Genomic DNA, 15,439 nt, shown 5'->3' with positions numbered 1-15,439 from the left:
GCACGGCCGTTTGCGGCGGTTTTGCCCGCCTGTTCACGTCATCTGCGTAGAATCGCTGGCATGTCCAACCCAGAGCGCTATGCCATCGGCATCCAGGTCGCCAGTCGTTATCTGGAGGAGGAGTCCTCGCCGGAGGATGGGCGCTGGGTGTTCGGTTACACCATCCGCATCGAGAACCATGGCAGCCAGGCAGCACAGCTGACCCATCGCCACTGGGTGGTCACCGATGCCGATGGTCAGGTCGAGGAAGTGCACGGCCAAGGCGTGGTCGGCGAGCAACCGCGGCTGGAGCCGGGCGAAGGCTTCGAATACTCCTCCGGCGTGGTACTCGGCACCTCGCTCGGCACCATGCATGGACATTACGAGCTGCTGGCCGATGACGGCACCCGCTTCAGCGCCGAAATCCCCGCCTTCACCCTGACCACGCCACGCACCTTGCACTGAGGGCCGGGGCATGTCGGTCTGGGCCATCGGCGATCTGCAGGGCTGCTACGACGCCACCCGCCACCTGCTCGATGCGATCAAGTTCGACCCGGCACGCGACCGCCTGTGGTTCTGCGGTGACCTGGTCAATCGCGGCGGACAGTCACTGGAAACCCTGCGCCTGGTGCACTCGCTGGATGCACACAGCGTGGTGGTGCTGGGCAACCACGACCTCTCGCTGCTGGCGATCGGCGAGCGGCGCCCGGAGGAGCAGCGCCGGGTCAATCCCGACTTGCGTCGGGTGCTGGAAGCCGGCGACGCGCGCGAGCTGCTGGACTGGCTGCGCATGCGCCCGCTGATGCACGTCGATCGCGAACTGGGCTGGTGCATGCTGCATGCCGGGCTCGCCCCGCAGTGGACCATCGCGATGGCGCAGGGGTATGCGCGCGAAGTCGAAAAGCGCCTGCGCGGGGACGACCATCGAAGATTGCTCAAGGCGATGTACGGCGACCGTCCGGGCTGGAACCCGCGGCTGACCGGCATCGACCGCCTGCGCGCGATCATCAACATATTCACCCGCATGCGCTACTGCAGCCCGCGTGGGCGCATCGCCTTCGACATCAAGGGCGCGCCGGGCAGCCAGCCACCCGGCCTGTATCCGTGGTACTCGGTGCCCGGGCATGTCGAGCGCGAGCTCGACATCGTCTGCGGTCACTGGAGCACGCTCGGCCTGATGATCGGCCATGGCATCGCCGCCATCGACACCGGCGCGGTGTGGGGCGGCAAGCTCACCGCGCTGCGTCTGGATGGCGAAGGCCTGCACCTGGTGCAGGTGGCCGGACGCACGCCCTGATGAACCGGGCGCGGGTGCGCACGGTGCTGCTGCCGTGGCTGGCGATCGCCGCGGTCGCTTGTTCGCGGGAAAGCCCGCCACCCGCGCTCGCCACAGGCGCCCACCCGGTCGCGCTGGCGGCCGCGGCACCCGTCACCCGCGTCGAACCCGTGCCGGCATGGGTCGAGGCCGCGCGCACCCAGATCGGCGTGACCGTGCGCTACGACCCCGCGTACCGGCGCCTGGACTATCCGGGAGGCGACGTGCCGACCGAGCTGGGCGTATGCACGGACGTGGTGATCCGTGCCCTGCGCAGCCAGGGGCTTGACCTGCAACAAGCCGTGCACGAGGACATGCGCCGGCATTTCGACCTGTATCGGCAGCGCTGGGGCCTGCAACATCCCGACCGCAACATCGACCACCGCCGCGTGCCCAATCTGGAAACCTGGTTCACCCGTCAGCAGTGGCAGCTTGCCGCCGGCGAAGACTACCGCGCGGGCGACCTCGTCACCTGGCGCCTGCCCGGCGGCGCCCCGCATATCGGCATCGTCTCCGACCGCAGGCGTGCCGATGGCACGCCACTGATCCTGCACAACATCAACCGCGGCGTGCGCGAGGAGGACGTGCTGCAGGCCTGGCCGGTGAGCGGGCATTTCCGCCCGCGCCTGTGATCGGGTGATTCAGATGCGCTGGTAATCGACGAAGTCGAAGGCATGCGCATGCCGTTCGTCGGCGGGATGGTGCTCGCGCGCGATCTCGCGCCACTGCGAGAGGTCGAAGGCGGGGAAGTGCGCATCGGCATCGGCCACGCGCGCGTGCACCCAGGTCAGATGCAGGCGGCTCGCCAACGGCAGGGTCAGGCGATAGATTTCACCGCCGCCGATCACGCACAACTGCGCGCTGCCTTCGTCCGCGGCCATCGCCAGTGCATCCTGCAGCGACGCCACCGCCTGCATGCCGGCAAACGGCACCCGGCCACTGCGGGTCAGCACCAGATTGCGCCGCCCCGGCAGCGCACGACCCAGTGATTGCGCGGTCTTGCGCCCCATCAGCAGCGGTTTGCCCAGAGTCAGCGCCTTGAAACGCTTGAGATCGTCGGGCAGGTGCCAGGGCAGTTGGTTGTCGCGTCCGATCGCATGCGCCTGGTCGAGTGCGGCGATCAGCGCCAGCTCCACGCTCACACCGCCACCGGTGCCTTGATTGCGGCCTGCGGGTGGTAGTCGAGGATCTCGATGTCCTCGAAACGGAAACCGAAGATGTCCTTGACCTGCGGATTCAGCTGCAAGCGCGGCAGCGGGCCGGGCTGGCGCGAGAGCTGTTCGCGCGCCTGCTCGAAATGGTTGCTGTACAGATGCGCATCGCCCAGCGTATGCACGAAATCACCGACCCCGAGTCCGCTCACCTGCGCCAGCATGTGCGTGAGCAGCGCGTAACTGGCGATGTTGAACGGCACGCCGAGGAAGATGTCGCCGCTGCGCTGGTACAGCTGGCAGCTCAGCCGGCCATCGGCCACGTAGAACTGGAACAGCGTGTGGCAGGGCATCAGGGCCATCTGCGGCAACTCGGCCACGTTCCATGCACTCACGATCAGGCGCCGTGAGTCCGGGTTGCGGCGGATTTCCTCCACCAGCCAGCGGATCTGGTCGACCACCTGGCCATCGGCACCGCGCCAGGCACGCCATTGGCGGCCATACACCGGCCCCAGCTCACCCTCCGCATCGGCCCATTCGTCCCAGATCGACACCTTGTGCTGCTTCAGGTAGCCGATGTTGGTTTCCCCGCGCAGGAACCACAGCAGCTCGTGGATGATCGAGCGCGTATGCAGCTTCTTGGTGGTCAGCAGCGGGAAGCCCTGGCGCAGGTCGAACCGCATCTGCCAGCCGAACACGCTGCGGGTGCCGGTTCCGGTGCGATCGGCCTTGTCGATGCCATGCTCCAGCACGTGCTGCATGAGGTCGAGATACTGGCGCATCAGTTCCGCTCCGCCATGCCCGGGCGCGGCTGCAGCGTCGGCTGCGTGCGTGACTTCCACAGCCAGTACAGGCCCAGGACGATCAGCGGCAGGCTGAGCACCTGGCCCATGGTCAGCCAGCCGAAGGCGAGGTAGCCCAGCTGCGCATCGGGCAGGCGCACGAATTCCACCGCGAAACGGAACGCCCCGTACAGCAGCGCGAACAGGCCGGATACCGCATAACGCGGCCGCGGCCTGGAGGAGAACCACCACAGCAGGATGAACATGACGATGCCCTCCCACGCCATCTGGTACAGCTGGCTGGGATGCCGCGCATAGGCGTTCAGCGCCCCGCCCTCGAACATCATGCGCAGCGAATTGGCCGGCAGATGGGCGATCTCGGCCGGCAGCGCGTGCGGAAACACCACGCCCCAGTCGCCGCCGGTCGGCTTGCCCCACAGCTCACCGTTGATCCAGTTGCCAAGGCGACCGAAACCGAGCCCCAGCGGAATCAGCGGGGCGACGAAATCGACCACGTCGAAAAAGTGCAGGCGTTGCTTGTGCGCCCACCACAGCGCCGCAACCAGCACCCCCAGCAGGCCGCCATGGAAGCTCATGCCGCCTTCCCAGAGCTTGAACACCTGCAGCGGATCCGCGATGTAAGTCGGCAGGTCGTAGAACAGGATGTAGCCCAGGCGCCCGCCCAGCACCACGCCGAGCATGCCGTAGAACAGCAGGTCGCCGAAGGCATTCTCGCCGATGCCCGGCAGCCGCCCCTGGCGGATGCGGCGCCGGCCCAGCCACCACGCGCTGAGGAAGGCGGCCAGGTACATCAGGCCATACCAATGGATCTTCAGGGGGCCGAGCTGGAGCGCGACCGGGTCGAGCTGGTGCAGATACAGGGGCATGAGGGCTTCCAATGCGCGAAGCGGCTATTTTGCCCGAGTCAGCGCAGGATCACCGGCGCATTGGGCAATTCGTCGACATCCGCTTCGCCATCGCGCTGCGGGAAATGCGTGATCAGCAGGTCGCCGATGGCGCTGACGCCGGCCAGCACCGCCGCTTCAGGCTCACCGGCGCGCATGCGCTCCTCGATCATCGCGCAGATGCCGCGCCATTGTTCGGCGCTGACCTGCCCGTCGAGGCCGCGGTCAGCGATGATCTCGATGCGATGATCGGCCAGCAGCAGGTACAGCAGCACACCGCTGTTGGCGGCGGTGTCCCAGACCCGCAGCCGCGCGAATGTCTCCTCGGCGCGCTGCCGCGAATCGACCCGCTGCCACACGTCGCGCCAATGCAGGGCCGATTCCACCGCGAAGCGGATTTCACCGCGGTGGCGCCGCTCGTCGTGCGCGATCGCGTCATGGATGCGGCGCAGGCTCTCGGCCGGAAACACGCGGCTGGTCGGGGTGGCGAACAGATGGCGCAGGATCCGCTTCATCACCAACTCCCCGAGGCGCCACCGCCCCCGAAGGAGCCGCCGCCGCCACTGAATCCGCCGCCACCGCCGAACCCTCCGCCGCCAAAGCCGCCACCGCCCCAGCCACCGCCGCGACTGCTACCGCCCCAACCGCCACTGGAAGGCCCGCCGCCGAAGCCGCCCCAGCCGCCCGGCCCGGCATAGCGGCCACCGCCGCCACCGGCAAGCCCGAACAGAAAGCCGATCAGCGCACCGATGCCGCCCACCAGCAGTACCGCGGACAGCGCCCAGGCGATGCCGCCGGCGCCACCGGCGGTCAGCAAGGCACGTACGCCGCTCGGCAGAGCGCCGAACACCACGCGCAGCAGCTGGGCGACGACAAAGGCGGCGAACAGGGCGAACAGCCAGTCCCCGCCGCTGTCCGGGCCAGGACGATGGCCGGCGACCGGGGCCGGCAGGCCTTCGCCCTGGATCAGTTTCTGCAAGGTGGCGGTGGCGTCCTCGATGCCGCCTTCGTAATCATCCTGGCGAAAGCGCGGCACCATGTATTCCTGGATCACGCGGCTGGCGGTGGCATCGGGGATCGCGCCCTCCAGGCCGTAGCCCACTTCGATGCGCGCACGGCGGTCGTCCCGGGCCACCACCAGCAACACGCCATCGTCCTGCTGCTGGCGCCCGATGCGATTGTGCTCGGCCACCTGCAGGGCATAGTCGGAAATCGGCAACGTGCCGGTGCTCGACACCACCAGCACCACCAGCTGGCTGCCGCTTTCGCGGTCGAACTGTGCCAGCTGCGCGTCCAGCGCCTCGATCCGCGCCGGATCCAGCGTGCCGCTGAGGTCGGTGGCATGCCGCTCCAGCTGCGGGATCGGCACCGACTGTGCCACCGCGCCCGCGGCCAGCAGTACCAGACACAGCAGCGCCAGACGCCGCCACCAGCTCATCGGCGGGCTCCCGCCCTCAACCGCCCGGCGTGGCCGCCGGCGCGGCGCCACCGAAATCGACCGTCGGTGCCTGCTGGATCTGCTGTTCGTTGTCGACGCTGAAGTTCGGCTTCTGCTTGTAACCGAACATCATCGCGACCAGGTTCTGCGGGAAGCTGCGGATGTAGGTGTTGTAATCCTGCACCGCGGCGATGTAGCGCTGGCGTTCGACCGCGATGCGGTTTTCGGTGCCTTCCAGCTGTGCCTGCAATTGCAGGAAGTTCTGGTCGGCCTTGAGCTGCGGATAGTTCTCCGCCACCAGCAACAGGCGGCCGATGGCGCCGTTGAGCTCGCCCTGCGCCTGCTGGAACTGCTGCACCGACTGCGCGTCATCGGCATTGACGTTGATGCTGCCGACCCGTGCCCGCGCATTGGTGACTTCGGTGAACACCCGCTCCTCGTGGGCGGCGTATCCCTTCACCGTGTTGACCAGGTTGGGCACCAGGTCGGCGCGGCGCTTGTAGACATTGAGGACCTGCGACCAGGCAGCCTTCACCGCTTCGTCCTTGCGCTGGATCTCGTTGTAGCCGCAGCCGGAAAGCAACGAGGCCAGCAGGATCAAGGCAAGCAATCGCAACACATGCATGGGAATCTCCACATCGGGGAACGGCAGCGCCGTGTACAGGTGTTCACGGTGCCGCCGGTGCCGTTCAAATGGAGTGAAAAACGCGCCCGCGCAGGTTCACCAGCGCCCAGCGCCCGGCACCCGGCGCGCGATCGCGCGCCGGCGCATCAGCAGGTTCAGCCACTCCACCATCACCGAGAAGCCCATCGCGAAGTAGATGTACGGCCGCGGCACGTGCACATCGACTCCATCCAGGATCAGCACCACGCCGATCAGCAGGATGAAGGCCAGCGCCAGCATCTTCACCGTAGGGTTGTCGTCGATGAAGCGACCCAGCGGATTGGCCGCCAGCAGCATCACCGTGACCGCCAGCAGGATGGCGAACACCATGATCGGGATGTGCTCGGCGATGCCGACCGCGGTGATCACCGAATCCAGCGAGAACACGATGTCGATCACCGCGATCTGCGCGATCACCACCCAGAACACGCCGGAGGCCTTGGAGGTGCGCGGGTCCTCGTCCTCGCCGCCGGAAATCAGCTCGCGGATTTCCATCATGCCCTTGATCAGCAGGAACGCGCCGCCGACCACCAGGATGATGTCGCGCACCGAGATGCCCATGCCGAACAGGTGGAACAGGTCGTTCTGCATGCGTGCGAGGAAGGCCAGCATCACCAGCAGGGCGATGCGGGTGATGCAGGCCACCGCGATGCCGATCTTGCGTGCCAGCGGGCGCTGGTGCTCGGGCAGCTTGCCGACCGCGATCGAGATGAACACGAGGTTGTCGATGCCGAGCACGATCTCCAGCGCGGACAGCGTGACCAGGGTCAGCCAGGCATCGGGGGAAGCGAGAAAACTGAAATCCATCGTCGATTTCCTGTGCGATCAGCGCGCCATCAGGCGCGGCAGCAAAATGCAGCCCCAGACCACGAGCACGTTGAGCATGGTCACGAACACCGCCGCCGAGCCCATGTCCTTGGCACGTCCGGCGAGCTCGTGGAACTCCGGGCCGAAGCGCTCGATGACCGCCTCGATCGCCGAATTGACCAGCTCCACCGCCAGCACCAGCAGCAGGGCACCCAGCAACAACGCACGCTCGACGCCGCCTTGGCCCAGCCACAGGGCGAGCGGTGCCAGCACCGCGAGCGCCACCACCTCGAGGCGGAACGAGGATTCGTGCAGCCACGCCGCACGCAGGCCCTGCAACGACCAGCGGGTGGCGGCGAGGATGCGCCGCGGCCCACGCGGCATATGCCCGTAGCTGTCAGCCACGCGGCAGGCTCCGTTGCGAACGGGGGCGGGAATCGGCAGGCATGGCGGTTCCGGGGACAAGCGCACATTTTGCCATAGCGTGCACGATCGGCGCCCGCATGACGGCGGCGCCGGGGGTCGCCGCGGTTACTGGCGCAGCGCCTCGATCGGGTCCAGCAACGAGGCCTTGCGCGCCGGGTAGTAGCCGAAGAACAGCCCGGTGATGATGGAGAAGGCCGCCGCCAGGCCCACCACCTGCGCATTGAGCGCCGTCGGCAGGTCACTGAACTTCGATACCAGCAGCGCGCCGACGATGCCGATCAGGATGCCGATCACCCCGCCGATCAGCGAAATCAGCATCGCCTCCATCAGGAATTGGCGGCGCACGTCGGATGGGCCGGCGCCGACCGCCATGCGCAGGCCGATCTCCTTGATGCGCTCGGTCACCGAGACCAGCATGATGTTCATGATGCCGATGCCGCCGATCACCAGGCAGATGCCGGCCACCGCGCCCAGCAGCTTGGACATCAGGTTGGTGGTCGCGGTGCGCGTGGCGACGATCTGGCTGATGTTGCGCACGCTGAAATCGTCCTCGTCACCCGGCCGGATGCGGTGGCGCTGGCGCAGCAGCGCTTCGACTTCACCCTGCACGTAATCCAGCTCGCGCGCGTCACCCACGGTCAGCGCGATCTGCATCACCGTGCCTGGCGGCAGGCCCATGTTGCCCATCAGCCGGCGGCGTCCGGTTTCCAGCGGCACCATCACCACATCGTCCTGATCCTGACCGAAGCCACCCTGCCCCTTCGCCGCCAGCGTGCCGACGACCACGAACGGCACCCGTCCGAGGCGGATGGTCTGGCCGATGCCATCCTCATCGCCGAACAGGGCGCGGCGCACGGTATCGCCGAGGATCACCTTCTTGTCCGCACCGCTGTAGTCCTGCGGCTCGAACAGGTTGCCCGAGGCCAGTTCCCAGCTGTTGATGGTGAAGAAATCCGGCTGCACGCCCTGCCAACTGGTGGCGGCGTTGTTCTCGGCGAACACCACCTGGGTGTTGCCGCGCAATGCGCCGGCGACGTATTGCACCTCGGGGATTTCGTCGCGAATCGCCTGCGCATCCCCCTCGGTCAGGGTGAAGAAGCTGGACGCACTCATGCGCGCACCGCCAATCCCGCGGCGGCCGCCGGGCGAGATGTCCAGGCGCTGCGAACCCAGTCCCGAGACCAGCTTGTCGATTTCCTGCTGCGTGCCCTGGCCAACCGAAACCATCACGATCACCGCGGCAATGCCGATGATCACGCCGAGCGAGGTCAGCGCACTGCGCATCCAGTTGCCGCGCAGGGCGTGGAACGCGGTACGCAGCACATCCAGCCAGTTCATGCCGCACGCTCCAGCGAATGCAGTTCGCCATCCTGGATCACCACGATGCGGTCGGCATGCTCGGCCACGTGCGCATCATGGGTGATCAGCACCACGGTATGGCCCTGGTCGCGCAACTGCTTGAACAGGGCGAGGATTTCCTCGCCGGTGCGGCTGTCGAGTGCGCCGGTGGGCTCGTCGGCGAGCAGGATCGGCGGCTGGTTGATCAGCGCGCGGGCGATCGCCACGCGCTGCTGCTGGCCACCGGAAAGCTCGTTCGGCTTGTGATGGCTGCGATCGCCGAGGCCGACCGCTTCCAGCGCCGCCTGCGCACGCTCGCGACGCTCGGCCGGGCTCACCCCGGCGTAGCCCAGCGGCATCGCCACGTTGTCCAATGCGCTCATGCGCGGCAACAGGTGGAAGCCCTGGAACACGAAACCGATCTTGTCGCGGCGCAGCGCGGCCAGTTCCTCGGCATCCAGCGTGGACACGTCGATGCCATCGCAGGCGTAGACCCCGCTGCTGGGCGTGTCCAGACAGCCGATCAGGTTCATCAGCGTGGACTTGCCCGAACCCGACGGTCCCATGATGGCGATGAACTGGCCATCGGGAATGACCAGATCCGCACCCTTGAGCGCGACCACTTCGGCCTGGGTGCCCTCGGCATAGACTTTGCGCAGGCCGCGGGTTTCGATCACCGGCGGCTTGTTGGCAGCGGGCGCCGGGCTCACGGGCGCCCCGTGGCCGCGCGCTCGCCGGTGATGGCAAGATCGCCGGCCTGGATGTTGCCGGATACCTCGGTGCTGCTGCCGTCGGAGGCACCGATGCGCACCATCACCATCTTCGGCTGACCATCGGCCAGCAGGTACAGCGGGGCACGCCGGGCATTCAACAGCGCATCCACCGCGCTGTCCCATTTCGCGCGTCGTTCATCGTCGAGGGTGGCGCGGAACGGAGCGAACTCCTCGCGCATGCGTTCGCGCATGCGATTGCGGATCTGCGCCTGCATCGCCGCGTCACCACCACTGCGCATCACCATGCGCATGCCGCCACCGCCACCTCCCATGACGCGATTGCCCTGCTGCTGGCTGGCCTGACTGCGCATCGCCTGCATGCGCTCGGCCTGGCGTGCCTGCATTTGCTCCAGCGTGCGGTCGAAAGCCGCCTGCTGCGCGGGCTCCAGGTCGAGGCTGGCGGCGATGCGCGGCCACTCATCGCTCATCCCGCCGCGTGCCGCGGCATTGGGTGCCGCGCCGGCACCGCCCTGATCCAGGCCCATCGCCTTGAGCTGTTCTTCGGACGGCTTGTAGCGCAATGCGGCGTTGGCCACCTTGAGGATGCCCTCGCGCTTGCTGACCTCGATTTCGGCATTCACCGTCAGACCGGGCAGCAAGGTGCCATCGTGGTTGTCCACCGTCACCACCACCGGGTAGGTCACCACGTTGCTGGTGCTGGTCGCCGCCAGCCGTACCTGCTCGACCACGCCACGGAACTGGCGGTCGGGGAAGGCATCGGCAGTGAAGCTGACGCCCTGCCCGGCCTTGACCTGGCCGATGTCGGATTCGTCCACCGCCAGCTCGATCTTCATCTTCGCCAGGTCCTCGGCGATGGTGAACAGCTCCGGCGCCTGCAGGCTGGCAGCCACGGTCTGGCCGGGTTCGATCTTGCGCGTCAACACCACGCCGTCCACCGGCGAGCGGATCACCGTGCGGCCGAGATTGAGGCGCGTGGTCTGGGTGGAGGCGGTCTGCTGGCGGATCTGCGCACGCGCCGAGTTGACCTGCGCCTCGGCCTGCTGCATCGCGGTGCGTGCGGTATCCACGTCACCGCGCGCGACCAGCTGCTGATCGCCGAGTGCCGCCTTGCGCCGGTAATCGGCACGGGCATTGGCCAGCGCGGCCTCGGCCTGGCGCAGGCTGGCATTGGCACTGGCGATCGCCGCCGAGCCCTGCGCGATCTGCGCCTCGTAGGTGCTCGGGTCGATGCGCGCGAGCACGTCACCCTTCTTCACCGGGCTGTTGAAATCGACCAGCACCTCGGTGACCAGGCCGGAAATCTGGCTGCCCACGATGACGGTGGAAATCGCCGACAGCGTGCCGGTGGCGGAGATCGAGACGCGGATGTCACCCTGCTCGATGGCACTGGTGCGCCAACCATCCTCGCTGGTCGCATCCTTGCGCTTGTTCCACCACATGCCGGCAGCGACCAGCACGACGAGGGCGATGATGGCCGGTGCCAGCCAGCTGCGGCGGCGACGGCGGGAAACAGGTTTGCGCGAAGGCGTGGACATGGGCAATGAGGCAGGCAAAAGGCACCCTGGCGGGCATCAGAAGCCATCAACGCCTGTCACGCGGCGCGGTTGACCGGCTCAGGCGAATTTCAGCACGGCGACCGTGCCATGCCCCGGCTGGCTGCGCAGCTGGATATCCCAGCCGAAGCGTTGCGCCAGCCGTTGCGCCACGGTCAGTCCCATGCCCTTGGCGGTGTGATCCGAAATGTCCGCACGCCAGAACGGGTTGAACACCCGCGCGAGCGTCTCCGGATCCATGCCGATGCCGGTATCGCGCACTTCCAGACGGTCGGCCAGCACTTCCAGTTCGATCGAGCCCTGCTCGGTGAAACGGCAGGCATTGCGCAGGAACTGGGAAATGATCACCCCGAGCACGCGCGGCGGCGCCTCGATGTACGGATCGGCGGTGGTCAGCACCAGCATGCGCACATCCTTGCCCTGCAGCCAGTATTCGACGTTGGCTGCTTCCTCGTGGGCCACGTCCTGCACCCGCACGCGCTCGCTTTCCACCGGCACGTCGGGGTGGCGGGCGAGGATCAGGAAGGCATCGATCAGTTCCTGCATGTCGCCGGTGGCATCGCGGATGCGGCGCAGGGATCGCTCGCCGCGCGGCGAAAGGTCTTCGCTGGCCAGCAGGTCGCTGGCGACGCGCACCACGCTCACCGGCGTGCGCAGCTCGTGGCTGGCATCGCGGGTGAAGTCACGCTCGCGCTCGACATGATCCAGCATGCGCCGCGACATCCGCGTCAGCGCATCACCCAGGTGATCGACCTCATAGGTGCCCTCGCCGCCCAGTTCGGCGACGTCATAGTCGACCACCTGATCGCGGCGTGGATCCCAGGCCAGCACCCGGTCGGTCAGGCGCGAGATCGGGGCCACGATGCGTTTGCAGCGGCGATAGCCCAGCAGGCTGAGCAGGATCACGCTGAGCACCGAAAGCAGCGCCGCCAGCACTGCGACGCGTGCCACCAGGCCATCGGTGGCCCCGGGTGCGGCCTGCACGAACACCACCCCCTCGGCGCGCTGGCTGACATAGGCCACGCGCCAATCGCCGTCATGCACGTTGTGCAGGCCCGGCGAGAGCGCGCGCAGTTGCGGCGGCACGGCATCCGGCATCGCCCCGCTGGGCACGAAATAGCTGCGGATGGTCGCGCTTTCGGCCAGTCGCGCGCGCGGGTCCTGCGCCAGCAGTTGCCAGGTGCGGTCGACTTCATTGACCAGTCGCTGCTTGAGCAGCGAATCACGCAGCAACATGCTGCCGTAGAAGGTACCGGCGGTGACCAGCACGGAGGCGATCAGCCCCTGCAGGATGAAGATCCAGCGGATCTTGCGCGAGAGGCTTTTTTGCGGCGCCATGTCCGGGGGCCGGCCCCTCAGGCCGGCGGCTGCTCGATGTCCGCCACCCGGTAACCGGCACTCTGCACGGTATGCAGCAGCGGACGATCGAACGGCTTGTCGATCACCTTGCGCAGGTTGTACAGATGGCTGCGCAGGGTGTCGGAATCGGGCAGGCTGTTGCCCCAGATCTCGCGCTCGATCTCCTGCCGGCTGACCACGCGCGGCGATTCGCGCATCAGGATGGTCAGCAGCTTGAGGCCGATCGGCGAGAGCATCAGTTCAGTGCCGCCGCGGGTCACGCGCAGGCTGGAGGGGTCGAGCACCAGATCGCCGACCTTGAGCACCTCCGAGCCGACCTGGCGGCGTTCGCGACGGATCAGCACGCGCAGGCGCGCTTCCAGTTCCTCGATCGCGAACGGCTTGGTCAGGTAATCATCCGCACCCACCGACAGGCCGGTGAGCTTTTCATCCAGCGTGTCGCGCGCGGTGAGCATCAGGATCGGGGTCGAGCGCCGCGCCTCCTCACGCAGGCGGCGACACACCTCCAGACCGTCCATGCGCGGCAGCATGAGGTCGAGGATGATCACGTCATAGGTGTTTTCCGAGGCCAGACGGAAACCGTCCAGACCGTCGGCGGCATAGTCGATCTCGAATCCCTTGGTTTCGAGGTATTCACCGACCATTTCCGAGATGTTGCGGTTGTCCTCGATGATCAGGACCAGACCGGAGTTTTCCTGTGGATTGCGCATGCGGGGCTCCTTTCAGCTTTGTGAAATGATCCGGGCGCGAAGTGCAAGCGGCGTGAAGAAAACACCACGCACGGAGCTTGCGTGTTAGCCGGCGTCGCCCTGCTCGTCGCGCTTGGCGGCCTGCCAAAGTGCTTCCTGCGCCTCCAGATCCAGGGTCGCGAACGCCTTGCCGCTGGCCCGTGCCAAAGCCTCCATCGCACGGAAGCGACGCTCGAACTTGTGGTTGGCGCCACGCAACGCCGCACCCGGGTCCACCGCGCCGTGTCGCGCCAGGTTGGCGGCGACGAACAGCACGTCACCCAGCTCTTCGGCCAATGCACTGGCGTCGGTGTCCGCGGCAGCGGCATCGCGCGCCTCGAATTCGGCCTCCAGCTCGTCCAGCTCCTCGCGCAGCTTGGCCAGCACCGGCTTCCAGTCGGGCCAATCAAAGCCCGTGCGCGCCGCGCGCGATTGCAATTTCAGCGCACGCTGCCACTCCGGCAAGCCGCGCGCGATGCCGGCCAGCGCCGAATCATCGCACTCGCCACGCGCGGCGCGCTCGGCTTCCTTGTGCACCTCCCAGGCCGCCGTCTGCGAGTCGGCATCCTCGACACGCGCATCGGCGAACACATGCGGATGGCGCCGTGTCATCTTGTCGCTGATCGCCTCGCACACGTCGGCGAAGTCGAACGCGCCCTGCTCCTCGGCCATGCGCGCATGGAACACCACCTGCAGCAGCAGATCGCCGAGCTCCTCGCGCAGGTCGGCCAGGTCGCCACGATCGATGGCATCGGCCACTTCGTAGGCCTCCTCGATGGTGTACGGCGCGATCGAGGCGAAATCCTGCTGCAGATCCCAGGGGCAACCGGACTGCGGGTCACGCAGCGCGGCCATGATGGCAAGCAGGCGGTCGATCGGCGTCACGGGCATCGGCAAGGTACGGGCGTGGAATCAGTCGGCAAGGCGTTGCAGCAGCGCGGGATCGCCAGCGGCGATGAAGTCGCCGTTCAACAGGCTTTCGCGCTGGTTGTAGCGGAACGGACGCCCGCGCGCATCTTGCAGCACGCCGCCGGCGGCCTCGAGGATGGCCTGGCCGGCGGCGGTATCCCATTCGCTGGTCGGGCCGAAGCGCGGGTACAGGTCTAGCCGGCCTTCGGCAAGGCGGCAGAACTTGAGCGAGGATCCGAGGCTGACGATTTCGGCGTCGGCCAGGCGGGCGATCACCGCATCGGTGCGGCGGTTGCGGTGCGAGCGGCTGGCCGCGACCACCAAGCCGGTTTCCGGCGCGGCGCGGGTGCGGATCGGCACATCGCGCCCGGCTTCGCGGCGCCATGCGCCTTCGCCCGGTGCGCCGTGCCAGCACAGACCGCTGACCGGCTGCTGGATCAGGCCGAACACGGCATGGCCTTCATCGATCAGCGCGATGTTGACGCTGAATTCGCCATTGCGTTTGACGAAATCGCGGGTGCCGTCGAGTGGATCGACCAGCCAGTAACGCGACCATGCGTGGCGCTGCGCGATCACCTCCGGCGCGGATTCCTCCGACAGCAGCGGGATCGATGGCGTCAGCGTGGCGAGGCCATGGGCGATCACCCGGTGGGCGGCGAAATCGGCCGCCGTGACCGGCGAATCATCGGCCTTGTGCTCGACCTCGAACGCCTGCCGGTACACCTCGAGGATGGCGGCCGCCGCTTCGTTGGCGATCGCGATCACGCCCTCGCGCACGGTCCCGGGCAGGCTCACTGCGCCTGCAACCATTCGCGCACGATGAACAGCGCGGCGATGGCGCGGCCATCGGAAATGTCATCGCGCGCGACCAGTTCGCCCAGTCGCGCCAATGGCCAGCGCACCTGCTCCATTTCCTCGGGCTCGTCCCCCGGCAGGCGCTGCGGATAAAGTTCGCGCGCCAGCACCACATGCGCGGTATGGGTCATGTACGAAGGCGAAAGTGCGAGGCTGCGCAGCACGCGGATATCGTGCGCGCCGAAACCGGCCTCTTCCATCAGCTCGCGGTTGGCGGCGACTTCGGGGCTTTCCCCGGGATCGATCGCGCCCTTGACCGGGCCCAGCTCGTAACGCTCGAAGCCGGCGGCGTATTCGCGCACCAGCAGCACGTGTTCGGGATCGGGCATCGCCACCACGATCACCGCACCGGGGCCCTGCGCCAGCAGGCGCCGGTAACGGCGCCGTTCGCCATTGGAGAACTCCAGGTCGAGCTCTTCGACGATGCGTCCGTCGCCCTCGTCGCGCCGGCGCACGCCATGGATCACGGGCGGGATGCGACTCATCGGCGAATGCG

At 67.5% G+C, this 15,439-nt stretch carries 19 protein-coding genes; 3 read left to right on the top strand and 16 right to left on the bottom strand.

Annotation, left to right across the window (positions count from 1 at the left end):
• Positions 1-60 precede the first annotated feature (60 nt).
• Genes apaG through ACW11F_RS11950 form a run of 3 tightly spaced genes read left to right on the top strand, consistent with a single transcriptional unit; the run spans position 61 to position 1,926 of the window.
• Positions 61-444: a Co2+/Mg2+ efflux protein ApaG gene (apaG, locus tag ACW11F_RS11960; RefSeq protein ID WP_456997172.1), complete on the top strand. Its 384-nt coding sequence runs from the start codon at positions 61-63 to the stop codon at positions 442-444.
• 10 nt (positions 445-454) lie between these two features.
• A complete protein-coding gene (locus ACW11F_RS11955) occupies positions 455-1,276 on the top strand; it encodes a symmetrical bis(5'-nucleosyl)-tetraphosphatase (RefSeq protein ID WP_456997171.1) in 822 nt (273 codons plus the stop codon).
• Positions 1,276-1,926, top strand: coding sequence for a DUF1287 domain-containing protein (locus ACW11F_RS11950; protein WP_456997170.1), 651 nt, complete (start codon positions 1,276-1,278; stop codon positions 1,924-1,926). Before ACW11F_RS11955 ends, ACW11F_RS11950 begins: the two co-directional genes overlap by 1 nt.
• Before the next feature lie 9 nt (positions 1,927-1,935).
• Here ACW11F_RS11950 and ACW11F_RS11945 read toward each other — a convergent pair whose 3' ends face one another.
• From ACW11F_RS11945 to nudE, 16 genes are all read right to left on the bottom strand, one after another.
• On the bottom strand, positions 1,936-2,430 hold the full coding sequence (locus ACW11F_RS11945) for a dihydrofolate reductase (protein ID WP_456997248.1): 495 nt from the start codon (positions 2,428-2,430) through the stop codon (positions 1,936-1,938).
• Between the two features lie 2 nt (positions 2,431-2,432).
• Entirely contained in the window at positions 2,433-3,227 is a 795-nt protein-coding gene (locus ACW11F_RS11940; RefSeq protein WP_456997169.1) for a thymidylate synthase, read from the bottom strand.
• Positions 3,227-4,114: a prolipoprotein diacylglyceryl transferase gene (lgt, locus tag ACW11F_RS11935; RefSeq protein ID WP_456997168.1), complete on the bottom strand. Its 888-nt coding sequence runs from the start codon at positions 4,112-4,114 to the stop codon at positions 3,227-3,229. Before lgt ends, ACW11F_RS11940 begins: the two co-directional genes overlap by 1 nt.
• 38 nt (positions 4,115-4,152) lie before the next feature.
• Positions 4,153-4,647, bottom strand: a complete 495-nt coding sequence (locus ACW11F_RS11930) for a TPM domain-containing protein (protein ID WP_456997166.1) — start codon at positions 4,645-4,647, stop codon at positions 4,153-4,155.
• The gene (locus tag ACW11F_RS11925; protein WP_456997165.1) at positions 4,647-5,570 is read right to left on the bottom strand and encodes a TPM domain-containing protein; all 924 of its coding nucleotides are present in this window, start codon (positions 5,568-5,570) and stop codon (positions 4,647-4,649) included. Before ACW11F_RS11925 ends, ACW11F_RS11930 begins: the two co-directional genes overlap by 1 nt.
• Before the next feature lie 16 nt (positions 5,571-5,586).
• A complete protein-coding gene (locus ACW11F_RS11920) occupies positions 5,587-6,195 on the bottom strand; it encodes a LemA family protein (RefSeq protein WP_456997164.1) in 609 nt (202 codons plus the stop codon).
• Between the two features lie 96 nt (positions 6,196-6,291).
• Entirely contained in the window at positions 6,292-7,041 is a 750-nt protein-coding gene (locus tag ACW11F_RS11915) for a TerC family protein (protein ID WP_456997162.1), read from the bottom strand.
• A gap of 18 nt (positions 7,042-7,059) precedes the next feature.
• On the bottom strand, positions 7,060-7,446 hold the full coding sequence (locus tag ACW11F_RS11910) for a diacylglycerol kinase (RefSeq protein ID WP_456997161.1): 387 nt from the start codon (positions 7,444-7,446) through the stop codon (positions 7,060-7,062).
• Positions 7,447-7,572: 126 nt separating this feature from the next.
• Positions 7,573-8,805, bottom strand: coding sequence for an ABC transporter permease (locus ACW11F_RS11905; protein ID WP_456997160.1), 1,233 nt, complete (start codon positions 8,803-8,805; stop codon positions 7,573-7,575).
• Entirely contained in the window at positions 8,802-9,515 is a 714-nt protein-coding gene (locus ACW11F_RS11900; RefSeq protein WP_456997159.1) for an ABC transporter ATP-binding protein, read from the bottom strand. The genes ACW11F_RS11905 and ACW11F_RS11900 overlap by 4 nt, the downstream gene beginning before the upstream one ends.
• Complete coding sequence (locus ACW11F_RS11895; protein WP_456997157.1) at positions 9,512-11,074, bottom strand: efflux RND transporter periplasmic adaptor subunit; 1,563 nt, start codon at positions 11,072-11,074, stop codon at positions 9,512-9,514. Before ACW11F_RS11895 ends, ACW11F_RS11900 begins: the two co-directional genes overlap by 4 nt.
• A gap of 78 nt (positions 11,075-11,152) precedes the next feature.
• Positions 11,153-12,430 (bottom strand): sensor histidine kinase, encoded by a 1,278-nt coding sequence (locus ACW11F_RS11890; RefSeq protein WP_456997156.1) that lies wholly within the window; start codon positions 12,428-12,430, stop codon positions 11,153-11,155.
• A gap of 17 nt (positions 12,431-12,447) precedes the next feature.
• Positions 12,448-13,161 (bottom strand): response regulator transcription factor, encoded by a 714-nt coding sequence (locus tag ACW11F_RS11885; RefSeq protein ID WP_456997154.1) that lies wholly within the window; start codon positions 13,159-13,161, stop codon positions 12,448-12,450.
• Positions 13,162-13,245: 84 nt separating this feature from the next.
• Complete coding sequence (gene mazG, locus ACW11F_RS11880) at positions 13,246-14,070, bottom strand: nucleoside triphosphate pyrophosphohydrolase (protein ID WP_456997153.1); 825 nt, start codon at positions 14,068-14,070, stop codon at positions 13,246-13,248.
• A gap of 21 nt (positions 14,071-14,091) precedes the next feature.
• Entirely contained in the window at positions 14,092-14,883 is a 792-nt protein-coding gene (gene cysQ, locus ACW11F_RS11875) for a 3'(2'),5'-bisphosphate nucleotidase CysQ (protein WP_456997152.1), read from the bottom strand.
• Positions 14,880-15,428 (bottom strand): ADP compounds hydrolase NudE, encoded by a 549-nt coding sequence (nudE, locus tag ACW11F_RS11870; RefSeq protein WP_456997151.1) that lies wholly within the window; start codon positions 15,426-15,428, stop codon positions 14,880-14,882. Before nudE ends, cysQ begins: the two co-directional genes overlap by 4 nt.
• Positions 15,429-15,439 lie beyond the last annotated feature (11 nt).

It is taken from the genome of Luteimonas sp. e5 (assembly GCF_054031035.1).
The sequence above is the reverse complement of the archived record's forward strand: the minus strand, read 5'-3'. Positions and strand labels throughout refer to the sequence as shown.

Coding starts and splice junctions, on each gene's coding strand:
- apaG (WP_456997172.1), top strand. CDS start 61: ATGTCCAACCCAGAGCGCTATGCCATCGGCATCCAGGTCGCCAGTCGT.
- ACW11F_RS11955 (WP_456997171.1), top strand. CDS start 455: ATGTCGGTCTGGGCCATCGGCGATCTGCAGGGCTGCTACGACGCCACC.
- ACW11F_RS11950 (WP_456997170.1), top strand. CDS start 1,276: ATGAACCGGGCGCGGGTGCGCACGGTGCTGCTGCCGTGGCTGGCGATC.
- ACW11F_RS11940 (WP_456997169.1), bottom strand. CDS start 3,227: ATGCGCCAGTATCTCGACCTCATGCAGCACGTGCTGGAGCATGGCATC.
- lgt (WP_456997168.1), bottom strand. CDS start 4,114: ATGCCCCTGTATCTGCACCAGCTCGACCCGGTCGCGCTCCAGCTCGGC.
- ACW11F_RS11930 (WP_456997166.1), bottom strand. CDS start 4,647: ATGAAGCGGATCCTGCGCCATCTGTTCGCCACCCCGACCAGCCGCGTG.
- ACW11F_RS11925 (WP_456997165.1), bottom strand. CDS start 5,570: ATGAGCTGGTGGCGGCGTCTGGCGCTGCTGTGTCTGGTACTGCTGGCC.
- ACW11F_RS11920 (WP_456997164.1), bottom strand. CDS start 6,195: ATGCATGTGTTGCGATTGCTTGCCTTGATCCTGCTGGCCTCGTTGCTT.
- ACW11F_RS11915 (WP_456997162.1), bottom strand. CDS start 7,041: ATGGATTTCAGTTTTCTCGCTTCCCCCGATGCCTGGCTGACCCTGGTC.
- ACW11F_RS11905 (WP_456997160.1), bottom strand. CDS start 8,805: ATGAACTGGCTGGATGTGCTGCGTACCGCGTTCCACGCCCTGCGCGGC.
- ACW11F_RS11895 (WP_456997157.1), bottom strand. CDS start 11,074: ATGTCCACGCCTTCGCGCAAACCTGTTTCCCGCCGTCGCCGCCGCAGC.
- ACW11F_RS11890 (WP_456997156.1), bottom strand. CDS start 12,430: ATGGCGCCGCAAAAAAGCCTCTCGCGCAAGATCCGCTGGATCTTCATC.
- ACW11F_RS11885 (WP_456997154.1), bottom strand. CDS start 13,161: ATGCGCAATCCACAGGAAAACTCCGGTCTGGTCCTGATCATCGAGGAC.
- mazG (WP_456997153.1), bottom strand. CDS start 14,070: ATGCCCGTGACGCCGATCGACCGCCTGCTTGCCATCATGGCCGCGCTG.
- nudE (WP_456997151.1), bottom strand. CDS start 15,428: ATGAGTCGCATCCCGCCCGTGATCCATGGCGTGCGCCGGCGCGACGAG.